Consider the following 23,049-nt stretch of genomic DNA (forward strand, 5'->3'; position numbering starts at 1 on the left):
AACATACTAATTTTTTAAAAATTCATTTTTCCTATCCTTTGGAACTCTGAATAACAATAAAATGCCAACCAAAAAGAAAAGGAACAAAAACAAAATAGCATTACGCATACTTCCTGTTATCTGATCAATAGTACCATAAATTATCATCCCAATAACAATACCTACTTTTTCTGCAACATCGTAAAAACTGAAAAAGGATGTAGTATCATCTGTTTCAGGCAAAAACTTTGAATATGTAGATCGTGCCAAAGATTGAATGCCTCCCATGACTAATCCTACCAAACTGGCAGCTATATAAAACTGCATGGGTGTTTTCATAAAATAGGCGTAAAAACATAGAGTCATCCAGATAAAGTTAACGGCTATAAGTGTTTTTATATTTCCAAATTTTGCAGATGCTCGTGAGGTTAATATAGCGCCAACAATAGCTACTAATTGAATAACTAAAATACTAACGATTAATCCCATGGTTTTTTCACCATCGGTTCCCCAAGAAATCTCTTCTTCACCAAAGTAAACAGCTACCAGCATTATGGTTTGAACCGCCATACTGAATACAAAAAAAGCATATAGATAGCGTTTTAATCTTAAGTTTTGCTTTAGCTGCTTCCAAACTTGACGCAATTCTCTAAAACCATCAAATATAATTGCTCTCGTAACTTTGTGACCTGATGAGGAGCCTTTTGGCAAAATATAAAATGTGTACTGACTAAATAATATCCACCATAAGCCAACTGTGATAAATGCAATTTTCATAGCTTCAAACTTGGCTGTATTCAATTCTTCTTCAGTAGTACCAATATCAAAACCAAACCATTCAGGCTTCATAACCATAGCCAAATTGATTATTAGCAAAAGAACACTTCCCAAATATCCCAGACTAAAACCCTTGGCACTAATAGCGTCTTGTTGTTCCTTGAATGCGATATCTGGCAAATACGAATTATAAAACACCAAACTACCCCAATATCCAATTAAACCCATAAAGTAAAATAGAAGGCTCAAATAAATACGACCAGGTTCTATACTAAACCAATACAAGCCAATGCAACCCAAACCACCAACATAACAAAAGAATTTCATAAAATTCTTTTTATTACCTACATAATCAGCTATGCCTGATAGAATGGGTGATGTGAAAGCAACTACCAAAAATGTAAAAGCAGTTACGAAAGTTATCAAAGCGGTGCTTTTGAACTCGAATCCAAATGCCATAACTGTTTTACTATCACCAGAAAATAAAGCTGAATAAAAAATAGGGAATATTGAAGATGCTATAGTTAATGTATAAACCGAGTTTGCCCAATCATAAAACGCCCAAGCATTTAGTAATTTTTTACTTCCTTTTTGTAATTCTGCCATAAAAAAAAGCTGCTCTTTTTTGAGCAGCTTCTAAAGTAAACAAATATTTTTAAAATCTAGTATTTTCCAAGTGGCCTAAAAGAGTTGACGCCAAATTTTCGGGCTTCGGCTTTAGCTTGAGGTGCTAATGCTGATAAGTTTTGAATTCTACTTTCATTGGCAGGGTGCGTACTTAACATTTCTGGTGGAGCTTGTCCATTACTCATCGCTTCCATACGTTTCCATAATTCAGCAGCTTCATCTGGATTATAACCAGCTATAGCCATTAAATACACACCTATTTTGTCTGCTTCAGTTTCATGTGCGCGACTAAAAGGCAACACACCTCCTACTGTGGTACCTATTCCATAAGCTTGATTGTATAGTGCAATGTTTTCAGAATCTTGCAAAGCCACATTCAAACCAATAGCTCCAGCTTGCTGTAACAATCCAGCGCTCATTCGCTGTTGCCCATGATTAGCCAATGCATGTGCGACTTCATGACCCATAATTGCAGCAACACCAGTTTCGCTTTCAGCAACAGGCAAAATACCTGTATAAAAAGCAATTTTTCCTCCTGGCATGCACCAAGCATTTACAGTTTCTGATTCAATTAAGTTATATTCCCATTTATAGTCTTTCAAATAACCTTCGTAACCATTAGCATTTAAATAGCGTTCTGCAGCTATAGCTATACGCTGTCCCACTCTTTTTATCATTTCAGATTGAGCCGTTCCTTTTATTACTTTATTTTCTGCCAAAACTTGATTGTATTGCTGAAAAGACGTAGGGAACAACTGATCATTGGAAACAAAAGCCATAGTTTGTTTTCCTGTAAAAGGGTTTGTTGCACAAGATAAAAACAGTGCAGTTACAACTAGTGTGATAATAATATTTTTAGATTTCATTGAGTTAATGGTTTTTATGTAATTCAAATTTACAATTATTTGTAATTTAGATTAACACATTTAATTTATATTTTATTTCATTTAAGATTTAAATAGTCCTTTGTGTTTAAGACACATAAAACATAATTAGTCACATACAGGAATTCAAAAAACAATATGTAATTAATATACGGTTGAAACTATTAATTAGGACTTTGTAATCATTTACTAATCGTTTCGACTTAATACAAAAATTGAATGTTATGAAGAAAATATTCCTGATAGCAATAACGACGGTATTTTTTAGTTGTAATTCATCAGCTCAAAAAAAAGAAGCCAAAGAAGAATTTCCTATTTCAAAAACAGAAGCCGAATGGCGTAGCGAATTAACCCCTGAAGAATATTACGTGTTGCGTGAATCAGGTACAGAACGATCCTTTTCAAGTCCATTGAACAAAAATTATGAAAAAGGCACATATGTTTGTGCTGCATGCCAAACACCTTTATTTAAAAGTGAACACAAGTTTGATTCTGGTACAGGCTGGCCAAGTTTTGATAGAGAAATTCAAGGTAATGTTGCCTACACCAAAGAAGGTTCTTCAGAGTTTTATGGTATTGAAGAACATTGCGCTACCTGCGGAGGACATTTAGGTCATGTGTTTAATGATGGTCCTAGAGATACAACCGGAAAAAGGCACTGCATTAATGGAGTTGCATTGGATTTTGTTCCCAGTGAAAAATAACAGTTGCTAATTATGTGATAAAATGTATTTATAAAATTGCATTATTTCATAAACTATCTCTACGTATATTTATAATATGGAAGAAGCCTATATTGCCAGTACTGTCAAACAGTTTAAATATTACAAGTCTTTAGGTGAAAAAACCATTTCACAACTCTCTTTTAGTGAACTTCAGTGGTCACCTCATGTTGAGTCCAACAGCATTGCCATTATGGTCAAGCATCTTGTAGGAAATATGTTAAGTAGATGGACTCATTTTTTGACTGAAGATGGTGAAAAATCTTGGAGAAACCGCGATGATGAATTTGTAGATTCCTATAATTCAAAAGATGAACTTCTAGAAGCATGGCATAATGGTTGGGATTGTCTTTTTGAAGCAATCATGCCTTTAAATGAAATAGATTTAGAAAAAATAATATTTATACGAAATCAAGGTCACACTGTTACCGAAGCTATTAACAGGCAATTGGCACACTACTCCTACCATGTAGGACAAATAGTGTTTTTAGGAAAACTCATTAAAGGTTCCCAATGGCAATCATTGTCGATTCCCAAAGGAAAATCGACAAACTATAACCAAGAAAAATTTAGTAAACCAAAAGGCAAACGTCATTTTACAGACGACTTGTAATAAATTTAAGGCTATCATTTATTATTCAATTACGATTTCGTAAATTCGTAGCTTCAAAAAACGATTAAAAATAGACGAATGAGTAAATACGATATTATTGTTCTTGGAAGTGGTCCTGGAGGCTACGTGACTGCCATACGCGCATCACAATTAGGTTTTAAAACAGCTGTTGTAGAGAAAGAGAGTTTAGGCGGTGTATGTCTGAATTGGGGTTGTATTCCTACTAAAGCCCTTTTAAAATCGGCTCAAGTATTTGAGTATTTAAAACATGCTGAAGATTATGGCTTATCTGTAAAAGATGCTGACAAGGATTTTGATGCTGTTGTAAAGCGTAGTCGTGGCGTTGCAGATGGCATGAGCAATGGTGTTAAGTTTTTAATGAAAAAGAACAAAATTGATGTCATTGAAGGTTTTGGAAAACTAAAAACTGGAAAGAAAATTGATGTTGATGGTAAGGAATATAGTGCCGACCATATTATTATAGCTACTGGAGCGCGTTCTCGTGAATTACCTAGCTTACCTCAAGATGGCAAAAAAGTAATTGGCTATAGAGAAGCCATGACGCTACCAAAACAACCTAAAAAAATGATTGTTGTGGGTTCTGGTGCTATTGGTGTTGAGTTTGCTTACTTCTATAACTCTATGGGTACCGAAGTAACTATTGTAGAATTCTTACCTAATGTTGTTCCTGTTGAAGATGAAGATGTGTCTAAACAATTAGAACGTTCTTTCAAGAAAAGCGGCATCAAAATCATGACGTCATCTGAAGTAACCAAAGTAGATACTTCTGGTAGTGGTGTAAAAGCGACTGTTAAGACTAAAAAAGGTGAAGAAACACTTGAAGCAGATATTATTTTATCGGCAGTTGGTATTAAATCAAATATCGAAAATATTGGTTTAGAAGATGTTGGTATTGCTGTAGATCGTGATAAAATTCTTGTAAACGACTACTATCAAACAAATATACCTGGTTACTATGCTATTGGCGATGTAACGCCAGGACAAGCATTAGCACATGTGGCTTCTGCTGAAGGTATCTTATGTGTTGAAAAAATTGCTGGACAACATGTTGAAGCATTAGATTATGGAAATATTCCTGGTTGCACCTATTGCTCACCGGAAATTGCTTCAGTTGGTTTAACTGAAAAACAAGCTAAAGAACAAGGTTTAGATATAAAAGTTGGTAAATTCCCGTTCTCTGCATCTGGAAAAGCTAGTGCTGGAGGAAATAAAGATGGATTTGTAAAAGTTATATTCGATGCCAAGTATGGTGAATGGTTAGGTTGCCACATGATTGGTGCTGGTGTTACTGATATGATTGCCGAAGCTGTTTTAGGAAGAAAACTTGAAACAACTGGTCATGAGGTGCTTAAAGCAGTTCACCCTCACCCTACTATGAGTGAAGCGGTTATGGAAGCTGTAGCAGATGCCTATGGTGAAGTTATTCACTTATAAAGGAAAGATACATATAAATAATATAAAAGTGGTTCAAGATAGTTGAGCCACTTTTTTTATAATCTAAAACCTAACCCTATAAATAAACCATTAGGTGTGACCTCTTCAAAACCTAATGTATATTTCATATGCACATCTAAAGCTTTTGTGAATTGATAAGCAACACTTAAATCGGCTCGGACTTTAAACTTATTTGAGAAGAAATCGAAAAAATAATTCAGACTAGGTCCTATTAAAATATAAAACTTATTAGCTGCTTGATAATTTAAATAAATAGGTGCATTGATAAACCTAAAATCATTGAGACCAATATATAATACTTCGGGCTGAATTGACAAGTTATTCTCAATAGGTACATCCACAAACACACCTCCATAATATCCAGCTTTCACTTCAATATTATCGCCAAAATTTGCTTCTTGTACTTTTATAAACGTAAGGTTTAAACCACCTTTTATTCCAAAATCTGTCGTTGATTGTGAATAACTGAAATGACAAAAACACACACTTATTACTAGCAAATAAACAAATGATTTCATAATCGAAGCAAATTACTTTTTTATTAAAGTAATGTTTTATTTTAAAAAATGATGATTTAAAATAAAAAAAGAGCCTGGTTTGGGCTCTTTTTATTTAATAACATCCATAAGATATCGCCATAACATAACATCTTCATTCAGATAGTTATTTTCCTTTTTTCTTTGATTTATTTGGTAGTTTCTTATCCTTTTCTTCGATAATAGATTTATAAAATTTAAAAGATGATTTATGGTCTTTAAAAACTTTAAAGGTTAAAACAAGTAACATTATCAAAACGGTTATCAATAAAAAAATAATAACGATTTTAATAATTGTATTTACAGCCATAAATGCTTTAAAGATTGGTTATAATTTTTAGACACCCATCAATCTCCAAAGTCACATTTTAATCGATAATTTCAATTTTTTTATTGCTTATATACTTAATTGGGTAAACCACTTTTGCATCATTAAAAACAACTACCATACTTATGTTATCAATAGCATCAATAACACCTTCTTTATCATCCAGTACTATTTTTTGTCCCACCGAAAAATTACGTTTCGAATAAAAGCCTAACAATAATCTATATACAATATCGCGTGATCCAAATCCAAATGCAATTGTAAAAGAAGCCAGAATGGCTCCAAGAATTAAAAATAGGTTATTCGTTATAATGTCCGTATTAAAACCTGCCTGATTTAAGGCCATTATTGACACCATTACAACCAAAATTAGAAAAAGAATATTACTAATTACTTTAGAGCCATTAATATCAATAGCTTTCAATAAGGTACGTAGCGTCTTTTTTAAATAATTGGCTCCATATATTCCCAGCACAAAAATTAATAATGCACTAAAGAATTTTGGTAAATAATGAATAAGCTTACCTACTTCATTAGATATTAAATTAAAGTTTAATATTTCGGCTCCTACTATGATAAAAATTAATATTAAAAACCATTTAACAAAAACGAGTATGATTTTTTCTGGATCTATTTTGAAATCAGCATTCAAAAATGATACGTTATTTAACTTTTCTGTCAAAAAACTAATCCTCGTAAACTTCAGCGATTTTTTTACTATTAACAGTATGAGTTTTAATAAGAGCCATGCTAGAACTACAAACAGTACTCCAAAAATTATTTTTGGTAAAAACTCATAGGTATTTCTCAATAATTCATCTAAAAGATTAAAATTTAAATCGGTCTTCATGGTATACTAATTTAGTTGGAAATTACTTTTTGTTTTTTCTAGAAAGGTTAAAAATATCATTAATCGCTTCTGGATATTTAATAGTCAGTAAATCCGTAACATCAAGAGCCAATTTAACCACATTGATGTCATCCATTACCTTTTCCTTAATAATGTCTGGCAGTTTTTCGCTGTTTATTACTTTTTTAAACGGATTTTCCATAATCAAATGTTTTCATAAACTTTAACCAGTCTATTTTTAGCTCTACTCAATCGCATTTTTACAGCGCTCTTACCCAAGTCTAAAACTTCTTGAATATCTTCAATACTCATTTCGTCTTGGTATTTCATAAATAAAATGGATTTATCATTTGGATCAATTAACTCAAGAGCTTTGGTTAACTTTTCCGAATCCATATTACTTATTATTTCATCATTAATTTTATTTTGTACCGCATTGAGGTAATCTTGTTCCGTTTCGCTATCAGTATATATAAATTTACTTTTGCGCTTGTTCAAATCACGTTGTACATAATTTACACAGTGATTGTATGTAAAGGAATAAAGCCAGGTAGAAAATTTAGATTTATGTCCAAAAGTTTTAATCTTTATAAAAAGTTTGACAAAGATATCATGTGTTAAATCTTGAGCCTCTTCCTTATTCTGCACAAAACTTATGCACTTATTATAGACCAAATGAGCGTACCTGTCATATATAATTGAAAATAACTCTGAACTTTTAGTTTTTACTATAAGTTCTACAAGTTTTTCGTCGGAAATTGAGTTGTCTATTTTTAAATCTTCCAAATATGAAAATTATAATCATTCATTTAGACACAAAACATAAAATAAAGTCACAGGTATGTATTAAAAGTTATGTCCTTATACTAAATTAATGATTTGACATGAAATTGAATTGTGTAGAAATGAATTAACCAAGAAAACTTTGAATGGCCAATTCGTAGCTTTGTAAACCAAAGCCAACAATTACACCTTTGGTATGTGGTGCCACATAAGATTGATGTCGAAATTCTTCTCTATCAAAAGTATTGGATATATGAACCTCAACAACAGGTGTTTGAATAGCAGCTACGGCATCGCCAATTCCTACTGAAGTATGTGTATAAGCCGCAGCATTTAAGATAATGCCATCATATTCAAAGCCAACTTTATGTAATTTATCAATTAGTTCACCTTCAATATTAGACTGAAAATGACTAATAGATACGTTTTTATATTTGTTTTTAACTTCGTCTAAAAACTCTGTGAAAGATAAATTACCATAAATTTCAGGTTCGCGCTTACCCAATAGGTTTAAATTTGGACCATTAATAATCATGAGTTTCTTCATAAAGTAAAGGTATAAAAAAAACCGAAGCATAAACTTCGGCTTGATGAATTATATACATTCTATTATTAGTTAAGATTAACCATAAAGCCTAGGTTAAAGGCTGAATAGTAAAAATAATCATCACTTATTCCAATATAATTGATATTCAGCTGCATCTTATCATTTAAATTGAAGCCTACCATAGGTCTCCAATAAAAACCACCAGTATAATAATCTCTGTTAAAGCCATCTTTGGCACTTGAAACTGATAAGGCATAACCTACATCAGCACCAAAAACAAGGCGATTATTTATGTTAAAACGTGCTGCTGCGGCTAATGGTACGTATTGGTAGTCTGGTGTTTCAAAATTTATTGGTCCAAAAAAGAAGTCTTCACCAAAGGCTTGACCATAACCCGTTGCGAAACCCAAATTGAAGGCAGAATTGACTTCAAATAAATAATTAGCATCAATATTAAAGGCAAAAGAATAATCATATCCTTCATAATTCTCGTATGGAAAGCCTATACTCACACCTAAATTCAATCCAGATTGAGCATACGTACTTAAACTTAATAATAATGCGGCTACTATTGTAATAACATGTTTTTTCATGATTTTCAATTTTAATTAAAAAAAAGAGTAAACTCAAAAATTTGATTACTCTTTTTATGATTAAACTTTTATTTATTAAAATCCGAATTCAACACCAAAATTAAATGATGTAAAACTACTATAAGATCTGTAATAGTAAGTTCCGTTGTTTCTATAATCTGTACCACCTGATATACTTTGAAAAGAGGCAATTAATGCTACAGTTCCTAAATCAAATCCAAACTTTGGACGTGCATAGAAACCAGATTTAGCATCACCAGCAGCATTGATTCCGACACCTAAATCGACACCACCAAAAAATCGATGGTTAGCAAAATAGTACCTCGCAGAAGCTGCAATAGGAATGAATGATGCATCTTCATATTTGGTGCCAAAAAAGTCGTCACCAACAAAATGGGTATAGCCAAGTAAACCACCCACTTCTAAATTATCAATAAGCTCAAACAAGTAAGCAACATCAAAACCAAAATTAAACGTAGAAATATCACTTGCACCACTTATTGGTAACCCAATGTTTGCACCAACGTAAAAGCCACCGCCTTTTATTTTTTCTTCAATATCTTGTGCTTTAGCATTCAAACTAAATATTACAAGAGCTACAAATAGTAATAATTTTTTCATAATTGTTTTAGTTTTAATTGATTAATATTACTAAATATAAGATTTAAAAGTTAAAACAAAAAAAACCGAAGTGATTAACTTCGGTTTTTTTTGTTTTATTATAAGAATATTAGAACATAAATCCAACAGAAACTTGAATGACTCCATTAGACACTTTAAAGTCATCAGAATTGTCTGCATCATTAACGTTAGATAATCCTAAATTATAACGTGCTCCAAAATTTAAGCCATTATCCATTTTATATCCTAAACCAAAATTTAATCCAAAATCGATGCTTTTAAGATCTTCAATATCTGTTGTTTCAGAATCTCCATTAAACTCATATTTTGCTTTCGAACTAACTAAAAAACCAACTTGTGGACCAGCCTCTATATTAAAGCCTTTAGTTGGATAAAATTTAGCCATTAAAGGAACATTAATATAATCGAGATTATATTTTAGTTTAGCGCCTCCTTCTTCAAATTTAGTTCCTTGACTTGAATACAATATTTCTGGTTGAAAACCCATTTTTTCATTAAACATTATTTCTGCAACACCACCAACATGGAATCCCACTTTCATATCGTTATCCTCAATATCGCCATTTAAATTTGCGAAATTCACACCACCTTTTACACCAAAAGATACATCCATTTGTGCATTGGTACTGTTAAAAACAAATGCTGTCAAAGCAGCACATAAAATTAATTTTTTCATAATCGTTAAGTTTTTATAATTGATTTGATGCAAACTAAATACTTTTTTTTGAATTATTAACAACCGATTTTAAGTTTATTAACATTTTTATAAACAATTAAGTTCAAACTATTGATTTATAATATTTTAAAAATTATAGTTATTAACAATTTAAAAGATGTCATACTATTCATCAGCATTTTCATACATTTATATGCTATTTATAATTACTGCTGAATGAATTGGAATAATGCCATCAAAGATTATCAAATGTACTTAAAAATTGAGCGTGGACTTTCTTCTAATACTATAAGTAGTTACTCACTTGATATTGAAAAGCTCATTGAATTTCTTGATGCCAAAAAGATTACTGAAAGTCCTTTAAAAATAGACGCTGAAGTTATCCAACAGTTTATTTATGAAGCTGCAAAGCATTTGAATGCCCGATCAAGAGCACGCATTATTTCTGGGCTACGCAGTTTTTTTAATTATTTGGTTTTTGAAGATTATAGACAAGATAATCCACTAGATCTTATAGAATCACCTAAAATTGGCAGAAAACTACCTGACACCCTAAGTGAAGAAGATATAAACAACATCATTGCAGCAATTGATTTAAGTAAGCCTGAGGGTGAACGCAATAGAGCGATTTTAGAGACCTTATACAGTTGTGGTTTACGTGTAAGCGAGTTGACCAATCTTAAAATTTCAGATTTATTTTTTGATGAAGGCTTTATAAAAGTCACTGGAAAAGGTGATAAACAGCGCTTTGTACCAATTGTAAAATCTACCCAAAAATACATTACTATTTATATCAATGATATACGACGGTTAATGCCTATTAAAAAGGACTATGAAGACACGCTTTTTTTAAACCGAAGAGGCAGACAACTCACTCGCGCTATGATATTTACTATTATAAAACAATTAGTTGAAAAAATAGGCTTAAAAAAGACTGTATCGCCACATACTTTCAGACATTCCTTTGCAACACATCTTTTAGAAAATGGTGCTGATTTAAGAGCCATCCAATTAATGCTTGGTCATGAAAGCATTACTACTACTGAAATTTATATGCATATAGATAGAAGCCAACTGACCAAAACCGTGGAGACTTATCATCCTAGAAAATAAAAAAAGCCCACATTTAGTGGGCTTCTCAATAGAGTGCTGCATTCGTAAAAATGACAAATATTATTTTGCAATATTTACTGCTCTGGTTTCTCTAATTACTGTGACTTTAACCTGTCCTGGATATGTCATATCGGTTTGAATTTTTTGGGAAATACTGAAAGAAAGATCGGCTGCTTTTTGATCATCAACTTTTTCACTTTCAACTATAACACGCAACTCCCTACCTGCTTGAATGGCATAAGCTTTTTTAACACCTCCAAAACCAAAGGCTATATCTTCTAAATCTTTTAAACGTTGGATATAGCTATCAAGCACTTGACGTCTTGCACCTGGTCTCGCGCCAGAAATGGCATCACAAACTTGTACAATTGGTGCCAATAGTGATTTCATTTCTATCTCATCATGGTGAGCACCAATAGCATTACACACATCATCTTTTTCACCATATTTTTCAGCCCATTGCATTCCTAATATAGCGTGTGGTGTTTCCATATCTGCTTCAGCATCTGGTACTTTTCCAATGTCATGTAAGAGTCCAGCTCGTTTGGCCAATTTTGGATTTAAGCCCAATTCGGCTGCCATAACACCACAAAGTTTTGCTACCTCACGTGAGTGTTGCAGTAAGTTCTGTCCATATGAAGAACGATACTTCATACGTCCAACAACTTTTACCAATTCAGGATGTAGATTATGAATACCCAAATCAATAACGGTACGCTTACCTACCTCAATTATCTCCTGCTCTATTTGTTTAGTTGTTTTCTTAACAACCTCTTCAATTCTAGCAGGATGAATACGACCATCTGTAACTAATTTGTGTAATGATAATCTAGCTATTTCACGTCTTACGGAATCAAAACAAGACAATATAATTGCCTCTGGAGTATCATCAACAATTATTTCTACACCTGTTGCCGCCTCAATCGCTCTAATGTTTCGTCCCTCTCTACCAATAATACGACCTTTAACATCATCTGACTCAATGTTGAAAACAGACACGCAGTTATCTACAGCTTCTTCTGTTCCAATTCGCTGTATGGTATTTATAATTACTTTTTTAGCCTCTTGTTGTGCTGTAAGCTTCGCTTCTTCCAAAGTACTTTGAACATAAGCCATGGCATCATTCTTGGCTTCCCCTTTAAGAGATTCAACCAATTGGGCTTTAGCATCTTCAGCGGAAAGACTAGAAATAACTTCTAGTTGTTCTACTTGACTTCTGTGAAGCTTCTCTAGCTCATCTTTTTTCTTCTCTATTAAATCAAGCCTATGATTGTAATCTTTTATTTTAGCCTCTAGATTATCGTTGAGCTTTTTGTTTTTAGACAACTCACCTGAAACTTGTGATTCTTTGTCTCTTGTACGTTTTTCAGCTTCAGCCATTTTTTTGTCTCTTGACAAAATAACCTTCTCGTGCTCAGACTTTAATTCAATAAACTTTTCTTTTGCTTGAAGAATTTTATCCTTCTTTATTGATTCTCCTTCACTATTGGCTTCCTTAATTATTGAAGCTGCTGTTTTCTTGGCACTTTTCACCAATTTTGATGCATTGTTTCTTTCTAAAACTTTTGCAACAATAAATCCTATGATTATTCCTAATAATATTCCTCCTACAATTAATATAATTGTGTTATCCATATTCACTTTATTAATTTATAAAAAAAGCCTGCACCAGTATAAAGTTTTGTATAAACTCCTTAAAACAAGTTTAGGGATACCAAGCTGATCAAGTATCTGCTCAAAGACAGCTCGCTTTTACAACTTAAACTCACCCTTTTTAAAGAATTAGTGTTGAGTTTATCAAAAAAAATAACTAATGCAGGCAGTAACCTTAGTCTATTTAAAGAACGTTAAGAGTTTAAATGATCTTTTAACAGGCTGTTTAAAGCATTTAGCTTTTGTTCAACATGTTCATTCACATTTTCTTTATCTATTGATTTCTGTTCAACTTGTGACGCAAATTGTAAAGCGCACATAGCTAAAACATCTTGTTTATCTTGAACAGAATAACTTCGCTCAAATTGTTTAATCATAGATTCAATATTTTTAGCCGCTTTTCGTAAACCTTCTTCCTGACTAGGTGTAATAGTCAACGGATATACTCTATTGGCTATAGAAAGCCTTATTTTAAGCTTGTCTGACATGTAATCTATGTGCATTATTCAGAAAGTTGGGCAATACAATGATCAATTTCCCTAATTAATGCGTTTATTTTAAGCTTTGTTTCTCTTTTATTATTATCACTGCCAAGCATGGTATTTGCAAATTTAAGCGCTTCATACTTTTCTTGCCAAGAAACTAAATCTTGTTTCTGTTCTTGAAGCGATTTTTGAGTTAATTGTAATTCTTGCTCTAATTTTAGATTAGCTTGTTTTAAAACTTCCTGTTTGTGTAAAACTTTGCTGATTTTATTCTCTAAAGCATCTACAATTTCTTCAATATTACTCATTTACAATATCAATACTTATCTCACAAAGTTAACATACCTAAAGATAAATAACAATAGTTTTTCAATAAAAATTAATATCTAGACGTTATTATTCATAATCAATGCGCTAGCACAGAAACTGCATTTGCTTTTGGAAATTTAATTCAAATTAATACTTTAGCATCAACAACATTTTTATGCAAAAAAACCTATTTCTACTATTTTTAATTTCATCTTTTTGTTTTTCGCAAAACCCTTATCCGCAAGATTATTTTAGGGCACCATTAGATATCACTTTAATTCCTTCTGGCACATTTGGCGAACTACGCTCAAATCATTTTCATTCCGGTTTAGATATAAAAACTCAACAACGAGAGGGTTTGAATGTTTATGCTGTTGCTGATGGTTATGTAAGTCGCATAAAGGTATCACACTATGGCTATGGTAAGGCTTTATATATTACCCATCCAAATGGCTACGTGTCGGTTTACGGCCATTTGCAGAAATTTTCACCAACTATTGAGGCTTATATTAAAAAACTTCAATACGAGCAGGAAACATTTGAGATTGAAGTATTTCCAACCGCTGCTGAATTACCACTTTCAAAAAATGATATCGTAGCCTTTAGCGGTAATACAGGTGGTTCTGGTGGTCCACATTTGCACTTTGAAATAAGGGATAATGAGGAAAGACCTATTAATCCTTTGTTATTTGGACTAGACATACAAGATGGTGTTAACCCAACTATTAAAAATGTTTATGCATATCCAATATCCAAAGATGCTCATGTGAATAAATCTAGGGAGAAACAAAAATTACGATTGGTCGCTCTACAAAATGGTGATTACACTGTTGAAAATATTGAAGCGTATGGTAAAATTGGTTTTGGAATAGAAGCTATTGACAGGCAAGATTTAGCAACTAATCAAAACGGTGTCAGCAATATTCAAGGTATTTATAATGGTAATTTAAAATTTGAAATGGATTTTAAACGTTTTTCATTTGATGAAACTCGGCATTTAAATCGTTTTATTGATTACGAGCATTTTAAGAATAAAAAAGAGCGAATTCAAAAACTTTTTGTTGAGCCTGAAAATCCGTTGAGCATGTATACAAATTTGGATAATAATGGTTTTATTAATGTGGAAGACAGCACAAGTTCGGTTTACAAAATAAAGGTTGGTGACTTCCATAATAACAACTCGTGGCTTACCATTAATATTGAAGGGAAACAAGCTTCAGAAATGAAAGCAAAACCAGATTCAGTAACACCTTATTTTATTTATGCCAAAAAAAACAACGAATTAATTAACAAACACATCTCTGTCAATTTCCCTGAAAATACGTTTTATGATGATTTTTTCATAGATTTTAAAGTAAGTAATGATACGCTTTCGCTCCATGATGATATCATTCCAGTAAGAGATAATTTCTCAATATCCTACGACATAACAGGCTATAAAAACCCTGAAGCCGAGAAACTCTACATTGCCAGATTGGTCGGTTATAGAAATCAATATGCATTATATTCTCAAACCTATAAAAAGGAAAATGTTTTAACAACTTATACCAAAACGTTGGGTACTTATGCTTTGGTTATGGATACTATAGGTCCAAAAATTAAGCCTTTAAATTTTTCTAAAGGAAAGTGGTTAAGCAAGTATCGTTTTTTAAAAGTAAAGATTGAAGATGATGAATCTGGCATATCAAATTATAGGGCTACTATTAATGGGAAGTGGATTCTTATGGAATATGACTATAAGAAAAATGAGTTGACTTATGATTTTAACGATGCCATATCTCAAGAAACCGAAAATAATTTAAAGATAATTGTAACCGATAATGTTGGAAATAGTTCTACTTTTGAAACACTATTCTACAGAAAATAAAAATACCTTGATTACAAAGTTAAATTTTTGCTTGTTCTTATTGTTTTGGTTACCATTACTAGTTGTAGCGCAAACGGGAACACTAAAAGGTGTTGTTTTGGATCAATCCAATGTACCTATTGCCGATGTTAATATTTCCACAAATGATAGTGGAACCACAACCAATGAAAATGGTTTTTTTACATTAAAAATTCCAGCAAATCAAGAAGTTACTGTTGTTTTTACCCATTTATCTCATGAACGTATTGTAGCTACTTTCAATTTAAAGAACGGTGAAGAAGTTGAGTTTCATCCCGTGATGGATGAATCTGTTGAACAAATAGCTACAGTAGTTATAACCAGTAAAAAACGAAAAGATGTTGAAGGCATTACAACCCTTGAACCCGAAACTATTAGAAAAATACCTGGAGCGAATGCAGGTGTTGAGAACCTCCTAAAAACGCTCCCAGGTGTTAGTAGTAATAACGAATTAAGCACACAATATTCAGTACGTGGCGGCAATTACGATGAAAATTTGGTCTATGTTAATGGCATAGAAGTGTATCGCCCATTTCTTATTCGATCTGGTCAGCAAGAAGGTTTAAGTTTTGTAAATACAGATATGGTTCAAAATGTTGATTTTTCAGCAGGTGGTTTTCAAGCAAAATATGGTGATAAATTATCGTCTGTTTTAGACATTACCTATCGCAAACCTTATCGTTTTGGTGTAAATGCTGATTTAAGCTTATTAGGTGGTAGTTTATCTATTGAAACAGCAAGCAAGGACACGCGTTTTACAGGCATTGTTGGCGTTAGATATCGTGATAATAGTTTATTGGTTGACGCTCAAGAGACTGAAGTTAACTACGACCCTAAATTTGCTGATATACAAACCTACTTAACGTATAAATTTACAGATAAATTCCAATTGAGTTTTTTGGGAAATGCCTCCATAAACAAATATAATTACCAACCCAAGACCCGACAGACTAATTTTGGAACACTACAAAACCCGTTAGCACTTTTAGTTTTTTATGAGGGTCAAGAGCGTGATTCTTACCAAACCTATTTTGGAGCTTTAAAAGGCACTTATTTTGCTAATGATGATCTAACACTAAACCTAGTGGCTTCAGCATATCATACCATTGAAGAAGAACATTTTGATATTTTAGCACAATACCGACTTGGGGAAGTAAATACTAATATTGGTGACGAAGATTTAGGTGAGGTGGAGTTCAGCGAAGGAATTGGCGGTCAATTAAATCATGGTAGAAATGATTTGGATGCTTTAATCACAACCATAGAACATCAAGGAAATTACACCCTAGAAGATCATGATTTTGCATGGTCAATAAAATATACAAATGAAGACATAAGAGATCGTCTTGTTGAGTGGGAAGTTATTGATTCCGCTGGATTCTCAATTAATCCACCAAGTAGTGATGCCTTTAATGAGCAACCCTACACACCTTATGAAGGCCCTCTTGTACCCTTTCAAAATGTTAGAGCAAAAAACCAAACACAAATAGACAGGGTTCAAGCATATATTCAATGGAGCAAACGTGCTGATATTGGCGAACATGAAGCATGGTTTAATGTTGGTGGTCGTGTTCATAATTGGACCGTAAGTGGTGTCGGAATAGAAAGTGTTAATCAAACTGTGATAAGTCCCAGAGCACAATTTGCCATCAAACCTAACTGGAAGCATGATATGCTCTTTAGAATTGGTGCTGGCTTATACTACCAACCGCCTTTTTATAGAGAATTGCGTGATTCATCTGGAACCGTTAGACCTGACGTAAAAGCGCAAAAATCCACTCACATTATATTAGGTAATGATTACAGTTTTAAAATGTGGGAACGGCCTTTTAAATTGACTACAGAAGTTTACTACAAGAAGTTAGATGATGTAAACCCTTACACCATTGAAAATGTACGTATTCGCTATCGTGCAAGAAATAATGCTACAGCTTATGCATATGGTTTAGATATGCGCTTAAATGGTGAATTTGTTCCTGGAACTGAATCTTGGTTTAGTTTTGGATACCTTAAAACAGAAGAAAACATTGATAATCGAGGTTATATTTCAAGACCAACTGACCAGCGATTAAAATTTGCAGCCTTATTTCAGGATTATGTGCCCAATTTACCCAAACTTAAAATGTATTTAAATTTGGTTTACAACACAGGATTACCAGGTGGTTCTCCTAGTTATGCTGATCCTTATCAATATCAAAATAGGCTTCCTGATTATCGTAGAGCTGATGTTGGTTTCCAATATGTCATTGTTGATGATAAAGATGATTATCAAAGTGGCTGGCGAAAACCTTTCAAATACTTGTCACTAGGGGTTGAGATTTACAACATTTTCGACAACCAAAATTCAATTACCAATACTTGGGTAAGAGATGTTTACAGCAAGCGTCAATATGCTATACCAAACTATTTAACACCTCGTGTATTTAATATAAGAACTACCATGAAGTTCTAGCTTAAATACTACAAGAATCAGTATTTAAGTCATCAATAGTTGGATCGTATCCATTTCCTTTAGTAGAAAAACTACCACCTAATCCTCCTGAATCGATTAATGGTAACAAGCCACAGAAATTTGTCAGAGATTCATTGTATGACACAAATATCCCGCCATCTACCTCTTCAAGACTTTCTAAAGCATTTAAATTTGTTACTAGGCTATTTCTTATAACTAAATCTCCTGTTACAAACTGCAAATTACTTAAGCCATTTATACTAGATAGTGACGTGTTTCCTGCAATAAACAAAATTTCTCCTTCAACCGAAACCAACCCAGCCAAGCCATCGATATTTGTTAATGCCACATTATTGGTGATAATTATTGATTCCCTCGACAATCTTACACCTTCCAAACCATTTACATTTAATAACACGGGATTATCTTCAATTAGCAGTGACTTAAATGACAGCAAACCACTTAAGGCTCCGGTAGTTGTAAGCGATTCATTATTTTTAATAGTTAGCGCACCTCCATTAATAAAAGTTAGTCCATTTAAACCACTCAAGCTATTAAGTAATGGGTTATTTTGAATTGTTAATCCATATTGAATTGACTCTATACTTATGAGTGCATCTAAATTGGTAATATCGGATTCATTTTGATTACTAAAACCAATGAATACACTACCATCAATTTCATCATAATTCTCTGAACCAAAATCTTCCACTGCTGCTTGAGAAGAAAGTACCACATTACCTTCAAAAACTTTAGCTGGTGTTTGAGGAGCTACCGAATTATTATCATCATCATTACTACAATTAAAAAATAATGTAACTATTAATAATAGTTTTCCGAAAAAAAAGAATTTGGTTTTACAGGTCATGGTTTAAAAGAATTTATTTAGGTAAAGCTAAACAAATTCTTTTAATACTTTAATCAAATAATCAATTTCTGCTTTGGTGTTATATTTACTAAATGAAAACCTTACTGAAGGCCTAGTCAAAGCATCTGTCTCTAAAATTTCCGCTAAAACATGAGACCCTTTAGCGCTTCCACTTTGACAAGCACTTCCTTTAGAGCAAGCTATGCCTTTTAAATCCAATTGAAACATCAGCATCAACGCTTTTTCAGCTGATATTGGTAAGCATACATTCACTAACGTATAAGTGCTTTTTTCCAAATCACCAGACAGACCATTATAAGACACTTCAGGGATGCTTTTATTCAATTGCTCAATAAAATAGGCTTTCAAACCAAAAACATAATTACGCTCATCTTTCAAGTTATCATAAGCCAATTTAAAGGCTGTTTCAAGTCCAACAATATTATGAACAGCTTCAGTTCCTGCACGTACACCACGTTCTTGCTCGCCACCAAATATCAAAGGTTTTAAGCCCGTATTTTTTCTAATAAACGAAAACCCAATACCTTTTGGCCCATGAAATTTATGAGCACTAGCAGCGAGGAAATCAATGTGAATATCTTGTAAATCCCATTCAAAATGCCCAATTGATTGTACAGCATCGCAGTGAAATAATGCTTTATAAGATTGACACAAATCGCCAACACGTTTCACGTCTAAAATATTGCCTATTTCGTTATTGACGTGCATAAGACTCACCAAAGTTTTGCTCTCTGACCCAAGTAATCGCTCTAAATCGTCATAGTCTATTTCACCGTGCTTATTTAGTTGAACAAAACTTAATTTTACATTATGCGCCTTGTTTAACTGCTGTACAGTATGCAAAACTGCATGGTGTTCAATTTTGGAAGTGATTATATGTTTGACACCTAAATCACGAACAGCACATTGAATAGCCAAATTATCAGCTTCGGTACCACCTGAAGTAAAAATAATTTCACTTGCTGAAGCATTTAAATAACGCGCAATAGTTTTTCTTGACTGTTCAATTAAAACTTTAGATGACCTGCCAAAACTATGTGTTGATGAAGCGTTTCCGTATTCATTTTTCATAACTTCAATCATACTATCAATCACCTCATCACGTACTTGTGTCGTGGCTGCACTATCAAAATAAATTGGTTTCATATTCAAACTATAACTTCTAAAACAAGTAGCTTTATTTCTATTAAAAAGACAACTGTTAATTTGGTGCAAAAATACTTGAAATAAAATTATTTATCAGGGCTCACGTTGTATATTTAGCAAATCTTTTACTTTTGTTATGAATATGAATACACCAAGTATTATGCGTAAACTGATTGCCCTTTTTCTGTTAATTTGTGTGTCATCTTGTGATGATGGTGATATCATAACCGTTGAGTTTGATTTTGATGATACGTTTTCAGCATGTGGTGAACTCGTTTTTTACAAAATCAAGACTGACCCACCGGAATCTTTGTCATTACTTATAGGTGATCCGAGCATAACATTTGAAGACTTATTGGAAGTTGAGCAAATTGAAGGAGATACGATGCGGGTGCAACTAGTCACTACCGAATGGATTATAGATATTGATGATTCTGATAACCGCTTTAATTATCGTTCATACAATACAAATCCTACTGGTTTTTTCTGTACTGATGTTCCTCCAGCTGATGTCATTGTTCAAGAAAATTTAGTTAGTGCAGGCGGTCAAGCCCTAATAGAAGTTTCACTTATTGAAGATGACAACGATGGTATTCCTGCAGGATTGGAAGACCGCAACGGAAATGGCGATTTGACCGATGACGATACCGATGGTGATGGTATTCCAGACTATATAGATGTTGATGACGATGGTGATAATGTCTTAACCCGAGTTGAAATTGACACTGATGATGCCGATGGTGATGACAACCCATTAACCAACCCATTAGATACTGATGGTGATGGAATCCCAAATTATTTAGATACTGATGATGACGGTGATTTAGTTGATACTATAGATGAAGAAGAAGAAAATAATAATGGGGAAACTGACAATAATCCACATAATGATTATTCAGATCCCGACAACCCAACTACTCCCAACTATCTTAATTCTGATTGGTCAGTTTTAGTAGCTGCAACAGCATATCGAGAGCACACTATTGGGCAAGTGTTCACAGTAGAAATGACTGTAACAGGTCTATCCTTCTCTACGATAAATCAGGATTTTTTTGATTTCGGTACGCTAGAAGATTCTAGGTTAAACGCAACAAGATTGGTTACACCTGAATTTTAAAATTTAGGGATTAGCATTTTGATAAATATATACTTCTGTGGCGCCTAAACCATATTTTTGATAGTTGGCATCATAATATTTCACATTGTTATACCTGCCAAATAAGTACTCCAGTTCTGTTTTAAGTACACCAGCTCCTACTCCATGGATAAAAACCACTTTTTGAATACGCTTTTTTATAGCAAAATCTAATTGCCTTTGAGCCGTTTCCAGTTGTAAAGAAAGCATATCGTAATTACTCATACCTTTTTGATTCGTTAATTGATGGATATGTAAATCAACTTCCATTGGTGGCTGAAGGCGTTCTTTGCTTTTTGTTTTCTTTTGAGGATTTCGTTTGGGACGATCTTTTTCATGAACAATTTCAACAATGGAAGATTTAGAAAAAATATCACCTGATAATTCTGAAGTGTTTACAAGAACCAATTCACGCTTGTTAAAATCCAGTTCAAAACCATCGTCTGTTTCAATAATAACAGCAGCTCCTTCAATCCTTACAATAGTTCCTGTTATGTCTTCATCTAAAACTGATACCTTATCTCCAATTTTATACATCATGATTATCTTCCTCGTTGTCTTGTTGTTTTTCGCTCTTACTTGGTATTTGACTTGCAATTCTGTAGATACCAAACATTAGGATTACCATTCCTAGAATTAAGACTACAGTGTTTTGTTCTTCAGTCGCTTGTGCATAGATAGCAACAATACCTCCAATAAGAATTAACAAATAATTGAGCAGATTCTTCATTAAAAAATGGTTGAATTCATTTTATGATTTTTATGCAAAATGCAATTTCTTTATTTATGAGCAAAGAAAAAACCTATAAAATTATGTGTTCAACCGTCTGAATTTACTTTTAATCGAATAATCAAAAATTTGGTTTTATAAAATTAGCAAATAAGTTGATTAAATCCTTATTTTTAGTGCTACCTAAATGCTGTATTATGTTGAAAATTAACGAAATAATTCAGTCTCAAATCTTAATTATATTTTTTTTAGTGTGCTTACCAAATTTTGCCCAAGTTGGTATTGGTACGCTAAACCCTACTGCTTTATTAACCGTTACTGAAGATGCTATTTTTAATGAATCCGGTGGTTCATTTGATTTTAGGGTTGAATCTGCTGACTCTGAAAATATGTTTCTGGTCAAAGGAAGTGATAATCGTATAGGAATAAATAATGACAATCCTACGTACCCCATTCATTATAAAGCGTTTTTATTAGGAGGTTGGCATAGCTATTACGAGAACAACAACACTACTTTGGGAGCTGTTGCTTTGTTTCAAAATACAAATGCCAATAATGGTCAACGTGTTGTGCTAGGAGCGACCAATTATCAAGGTAGCTCTTTTGAAGCACCAGGGATTTTAGGTATGAGCTTAAATGGAACTACAACCGGAAGAGGTGGTATTGGCGTTTTAGGTTCTGCCAATAATGAACGTGGAAATGCTTTTGAAGGTCAATTATACTTTTCAGGAAGTTATTGGGGATGGGCTGGTTACTTTAATGCTGATTTGTATTGTGCTGGAACATTCTATGGGTCAGACAGAAGACTTAAAAGAGACATATTACCTATCACTAACGCTTTAGATGCAATTAATGAATTGGAGCCAGTTTCATACTTTTACGATACTGAAACCTACCCAGAAATTGGTTTAGATGAAAACAGAAAATCTTTTGGTTTTATAGCTCAAGATCTTGAACTTATTTTCCCAGAAATGGTAAAGGAAAAATTATTAGTAACAAATTCTAATAGAAAAAAAGATTTAAATACGGTATCTGAGAGAGAAACGGATTTGTTTAAAGTTGTAAATTACACTTTGTTAGTGCCTATTTTAACGCAAGCTATTAAAGAGCAACAAACCATCATCCAATCTCAAGAAAATAGAATTCAAACTTTAGAGGACAAGGTGAATCTTTTAGAAAGTCGTTTAAATCAACTAATTGATAGTCAGAATTAATTGAC

Annotated in this window: 25 protein-coding genes and 1 other RNA gene; 8 read left to right on the forward strand and 18 right to left on the reverse strand. The window is 32.9% G+C overall.

What is annotated here, in order from left to right; translation table 11 throughout:
- Positions 1–6: 6 nt before the first annotated feature.
- Positions 7–1,362 carry an MFS transporter gene (locus HGK31_RS10515; RefSeq protein ID WP_191859779.1) on the reverse strand — a complete coding sequence of 452 codons (1,356 nt, stop codon included), beginning with the start codon at positions 1,360–1,362 and terminating at the stop codon, positions 7–9.
- Between the two features lie 56 nt (positions 1,363–1,418).
- Positions 1,419–2,249, reverse strand: a complete 831-nt coding sequence (locus tag HGK31_RS10520) for a M48 family metallopeptidase (RefSeq protein ID WP_104735939.1) — start codon at positions 2,247–2,249, stop codon at positions 1,419–1,421.
- A 242-nt stretch (positions 2,250–2,491) separates the two neighbouring features.
- Here HGK31_RS10520 and msrB point away from each other — a divergent pair, with 242 nt between their 5' ends.
- The 3 genes from msrB to lpdA all read left to right on the forward strand — a co-directional run bounded on the left by msrB (position 2,492) and on the right by lpdA (position 5,057).
- Entirely contained in the window at positions 2,492–2,971 is a 480-nt protein-coding gene (msrB, locus tag HGK31_RS10525; RefSeq protein WP_104735940.1) for a peptide-methionine (R)-S-oxide reductase MsrB, read from the forward strand.
- A gap of 76 nt (positions 2,972–3,047) precedes the next feature.
- Complete coding sequence (locus tag HGK31_RS10530; protein ID WP_191859780.1) at positions 3,048–3,602, forward strand: DUF1572 family protein; 555 nt, start codon at positions 3,048–3,050, stop codon at positions 3,600–3,602.
- A 78-nt stretch (positions 3,603–3,680) separates the two neighbouring features.
- Positions 3,681–5,057 (forward strand): dihydrolipoyl dehydrogenase, encoded by a 1,377-nt coding sequence (gene lpdA, locus HGK31_RS10535; protein ID WP_104735943.1) that lies wholly within the window; start codon positions 3,681–3,683, stop codon positions 5,055–5,057.
- Positions 5,058–5,113: 56 nt separating this feature from the next.
- Here the strand turns inward: lpdA and HGK31_RS10540 are convergent, their stop codons facing one another.
- The 8 genes from HGK31_RS10540 to HGK31_RS10575 form a co-directional block, all read right to left on the reverse strand.
- Positions 5,114–5,596, reverse strand: coding sequence for an outer membrane beta-barrel protein (locus HGK31_RS10540; RefSeq protein ID WP_191859782.1), 483 nt, complete (start codon positions 5,594–5,596; stop codon positions 5,114–5,116).
- Positions 5,597–5,982: 386 nt separating this feature from the next.
- On the reverse strand, positions 5,983–6,792 hold the full coding sequence (locus HGK31_RS10545) for a mechanosensitive ion channel family protein (protein WP_191859783.1): 810 nt from the start codon (positions 6,790–6,792) through the stop codon (positions 5,983–5,985).
- A 22-nt stretch (positions 6,793–6,814) separates the two neighbouring features.
- Positions 6,815–6,994 carry a hypothetical protein gene (locus tag HGK31_RS10550; RefSeq protein WP_104735947.1) on the reverse strand — a complete coding sequence of 60 codons (180 nt, stop codon included), beginning with the start codon at positions 6,992–6,994 and terminating at the stop codon, positions 6,815–6,817.
- Positions 6,995–6,996: 2 nt separating this feature from the next.
- Positions 6,997–7,578 (reverse strand): RNA polymerase sigma factor, encoded by a 582-nt coding sequence (locus tag HGK31_RS10555; protein ID WP_104735948.1) that lies wholly within the window; start codon positions 7,576–7,578, stop codon positions 6,997–6,999.
- A gap of 124 nt (positions 7,579–7,702) precedes the next feature.
- Complete coding sequence (aroQ, locus tag HGK31_RS10560; RefSeq protein ID WP_191859785.1) at positions 7,703–8,122, reverse strand: type II 3-dehydroquinate dehydratase; 420 nt, start codon at positions 8,120–8,122, stop codon at positions 7,703–7,705.
- A gap of 65 nt (positions 8,123–8,187) precedes the next feature.
- The gene (locus HGK31_RS10565) at positions 8,188–8,715 is read right to left on the reverse strand and encodes an outer membrane beta-barrel protein (protein WP_191859787.1); all 528 of its coding nucleotides are present in this window, start codon (positions 8,713–8,715) and stop codon (positions 8,188–8,190) included.
- A gap of 75 nt (positions 8,716–8,790) precedes the next feature.
- Positions 8,791–9,336 carry a hypothetical protein gene (locus HGK31_RS10570; RefSeq protein ID WP_104735951.1) on the reverse strand — a complete coding sequence of 182 codons (546 nt, stop codon included), beginning with the start codon at positions 9,334–9,336 and terminating at the stop codon, positions 8,791–8,793.
- Positions 9,337–9,445: 109 nt separating this feature from the next.
- Positions 9,446–10,033 (reverse strand): porin family protein, encoded by a 588-nt coding sequence (locus HGK31_RS10575; RefSeq protein WP_191859789.1) that lies wholly within the window; start codon positions 10,031–10,033, stop codon positions 9,446–9,448.
- Positions 10,034–10,249: 216 nt separating this feature from the next.
- Between HGK31_RS10575 and xerD the strand changes: the two genes are divergently transcribed.
- Positions 10,250–11,146, forward strand: coding sequence for a site-specific tyrosine recombinase XerD (xerD, locus tag HGK31_RS10580; protein ID WP_191859791.1), 897 nt, complete (start codon positions 10,250–10,252; stop codon positions 11,144–11,146).
- A gap of 60 nt (positions 11,147–11,206) precedes the next feature.
- On the opposite strand, the gene rny is transcribed toward xerD, so the two are convergent.
- The 4 genes from rny to HGK31_RS10600 form a co-directional block, all read right to left on the reverse strand.
- Positions 11,207–12,781 carry a ribonuclease Y gene (gene rny, locus HGK31_RS10585; protein ID WP_104735954.1) on the reverse strand — a complete coding sequence of 525 codons (1,575 nt, stop codon included), beginning with the start codon at positions 12,779–12,781 and terminating at the stop codon, positions 11,207–11,209.
- A gap of 52 nt (positions 12,782–12,833) precedes the next feature.
- A non-coding RNA gene (ssrS, locus tag HGK31_RS10590) (6S RNA) lies at positions 12,834–12,940 on the reverse strand.
- 53 nt (positions 12,941–12,993) lie between these two features.
- Entirely contained in the window at positions 12,994–13,287 is a 294-nt protein-coding gene (locus tag HGK31_RS10595) for a cell division protein ZapA (RefSeq protein ID WP_104736149.1), read from the reverse strand.
- Between the two features lie 14 nt (positions 13,288–13,301).
- On the reverse strand, positions 13,302–13,592 hold the full coding sequence (locus HGK31_RS10600; protein ID WP_104735955.1) for a hypothetical protein: 291 nt from the start codon (positions 13,590–13,592) through the stop codon (positions 13,302–13,304).
- A 176-nt stretch (positions 13,593–13,768) separates the two neighbouring features.
- On the opposite strand from HGK31_RS10600, the gene HGK31_RS10605 reads away from it, so the two are divergent.
- Both HGK31_RS10605 and HGK31_RS10610 read left to right on the forward strand, forming a co-directional pair.
- A complete protein-coding gene (locus HGK31_RS10605) occupies positions 13,769–15,460 on the forward strand; it encodes a M23 family metallopeptidase (protein ID WP_191859792.1) in 1,692 nt (563 codons plus the stop codon).
- On the forward strand, positions 15,414–17,930 hold the full coding sequence (locus HGK31_RS10610; RefSeq protein WP_191859794.1) for a TonB-dependent receptor: 2,517 nt from the start codon (positions 15,414–15,416) through the stop codon (positions 17,928–17,930). The genes HGK31_RS10605 and HGK31_RS10610 overlap by 47 nt, the downstream gene beginning before the upstream one ends.
- A 1-nt stretch (position 17,931) precedes the next feature.
- Here the strand turns inward: HGK31_RS10610 and HGK31_RS10615 are convergent, their stop codons facing one another.
- Together HGK31_RS10615 and HGK31_RS10620 are read right to left on the reverse strand one after the other, a co-directional pair.
- Entirely contained in the window at positions 17,932–18,798 is an 867-nt protein-coding gene (locus tag HGK31_RS10615) for a receptor L domain-containing protein (protein WP_191859796.1), read from the reverse strand.
- 27 nt (positions 18,799–18,825) lie between these two features.
- Positions 18,826–19,965: a cysteine desulfurase family protein gene (locus HGK31_RS10620; protein ID WP_191859798.1), complete on the reverse strand. Its 1,140-nt coding sequence runs from the start codon at positions 19,963–19,965 to the stop codon at positions 18,826–18,828.
- 136 nt (positions 19,966–20,101) lie between these two features.
- Here HGK31_RS10620 and HGK31_RS10625 point away from each other — a divergent pair, with 136 nt between their 5' ends.
- A complete protein-coding gene (locus tag HGK31_RS10625) occupies positions 20,102–21,082 on the forward strand; it encodes a hypothetical protein (RefSeq protein ID WP_233451076.1) in 981 nt (326 codons plus the stop codon).
- 3 nt (positions 21,083–21,085) lie between these two features.
- On the opposite strand, the gene HGK31_RS10630 is transcribed toward HGK31_RS10625, so the two are convergent.
- Positions 21,086–21,640 carry a Smr/MutS family protein gene (locus HGK31_RS10630; RefSeq protein ID WP_191859800.1) on the reverse strand — a complete coding sequence of 185 codons (555 nt, stop codon included), beginning with the start codon at positions 21,638–21,640 and terminating at the stop codon, positions 21,086–21,088.
- Positions 21,630–21,830 carry a hypothetical protein gene (locus HGK31_RS10635; protein ID WP_191859802.1) on the reverse strand — a complete coding sequence of 67 codons (201 nt, stop codon included), beginning with the start codon at positions 21,828–21,830 and terminating at the stop codon, positions 21,630–21,632. The genes HGK31_RS10630 and HGK31_RS10635 overlap by 11 nt, the downstream gene beginning before the upstream one ends.
- Before the next feature lie 197 nt (positions 21,831–22,027).
- On the opposite strand from HGK31_RS10635, the gene HGK31_RS10640 reads away from it, so the two are divergent.
- On the forward strand, positions 22,028–23,044 hold the full coding sequence (locus HGK31_RS10640; protein ID WP_191859804.1) for a tail fiber domain-containing protein: 1,017 nt from the start codon (positions 22,028–22,030) through the stop codon (positions 23,042–23,044).
- The last annotated feature ends 5 nt before the right edge of the window (positions 23,045–23,049 follow it).

It is taken from the genome of Hanstruepera ponticola (assembly GCF_012931685.1).
GTDB classification, from domain to species: domain Bacteria; phylum Bacteroidota; class Bacteroidia; order Flavobacteriales; family Flavobacteriaceae; genus Hanstruepera; species Hanstruepera ponticola.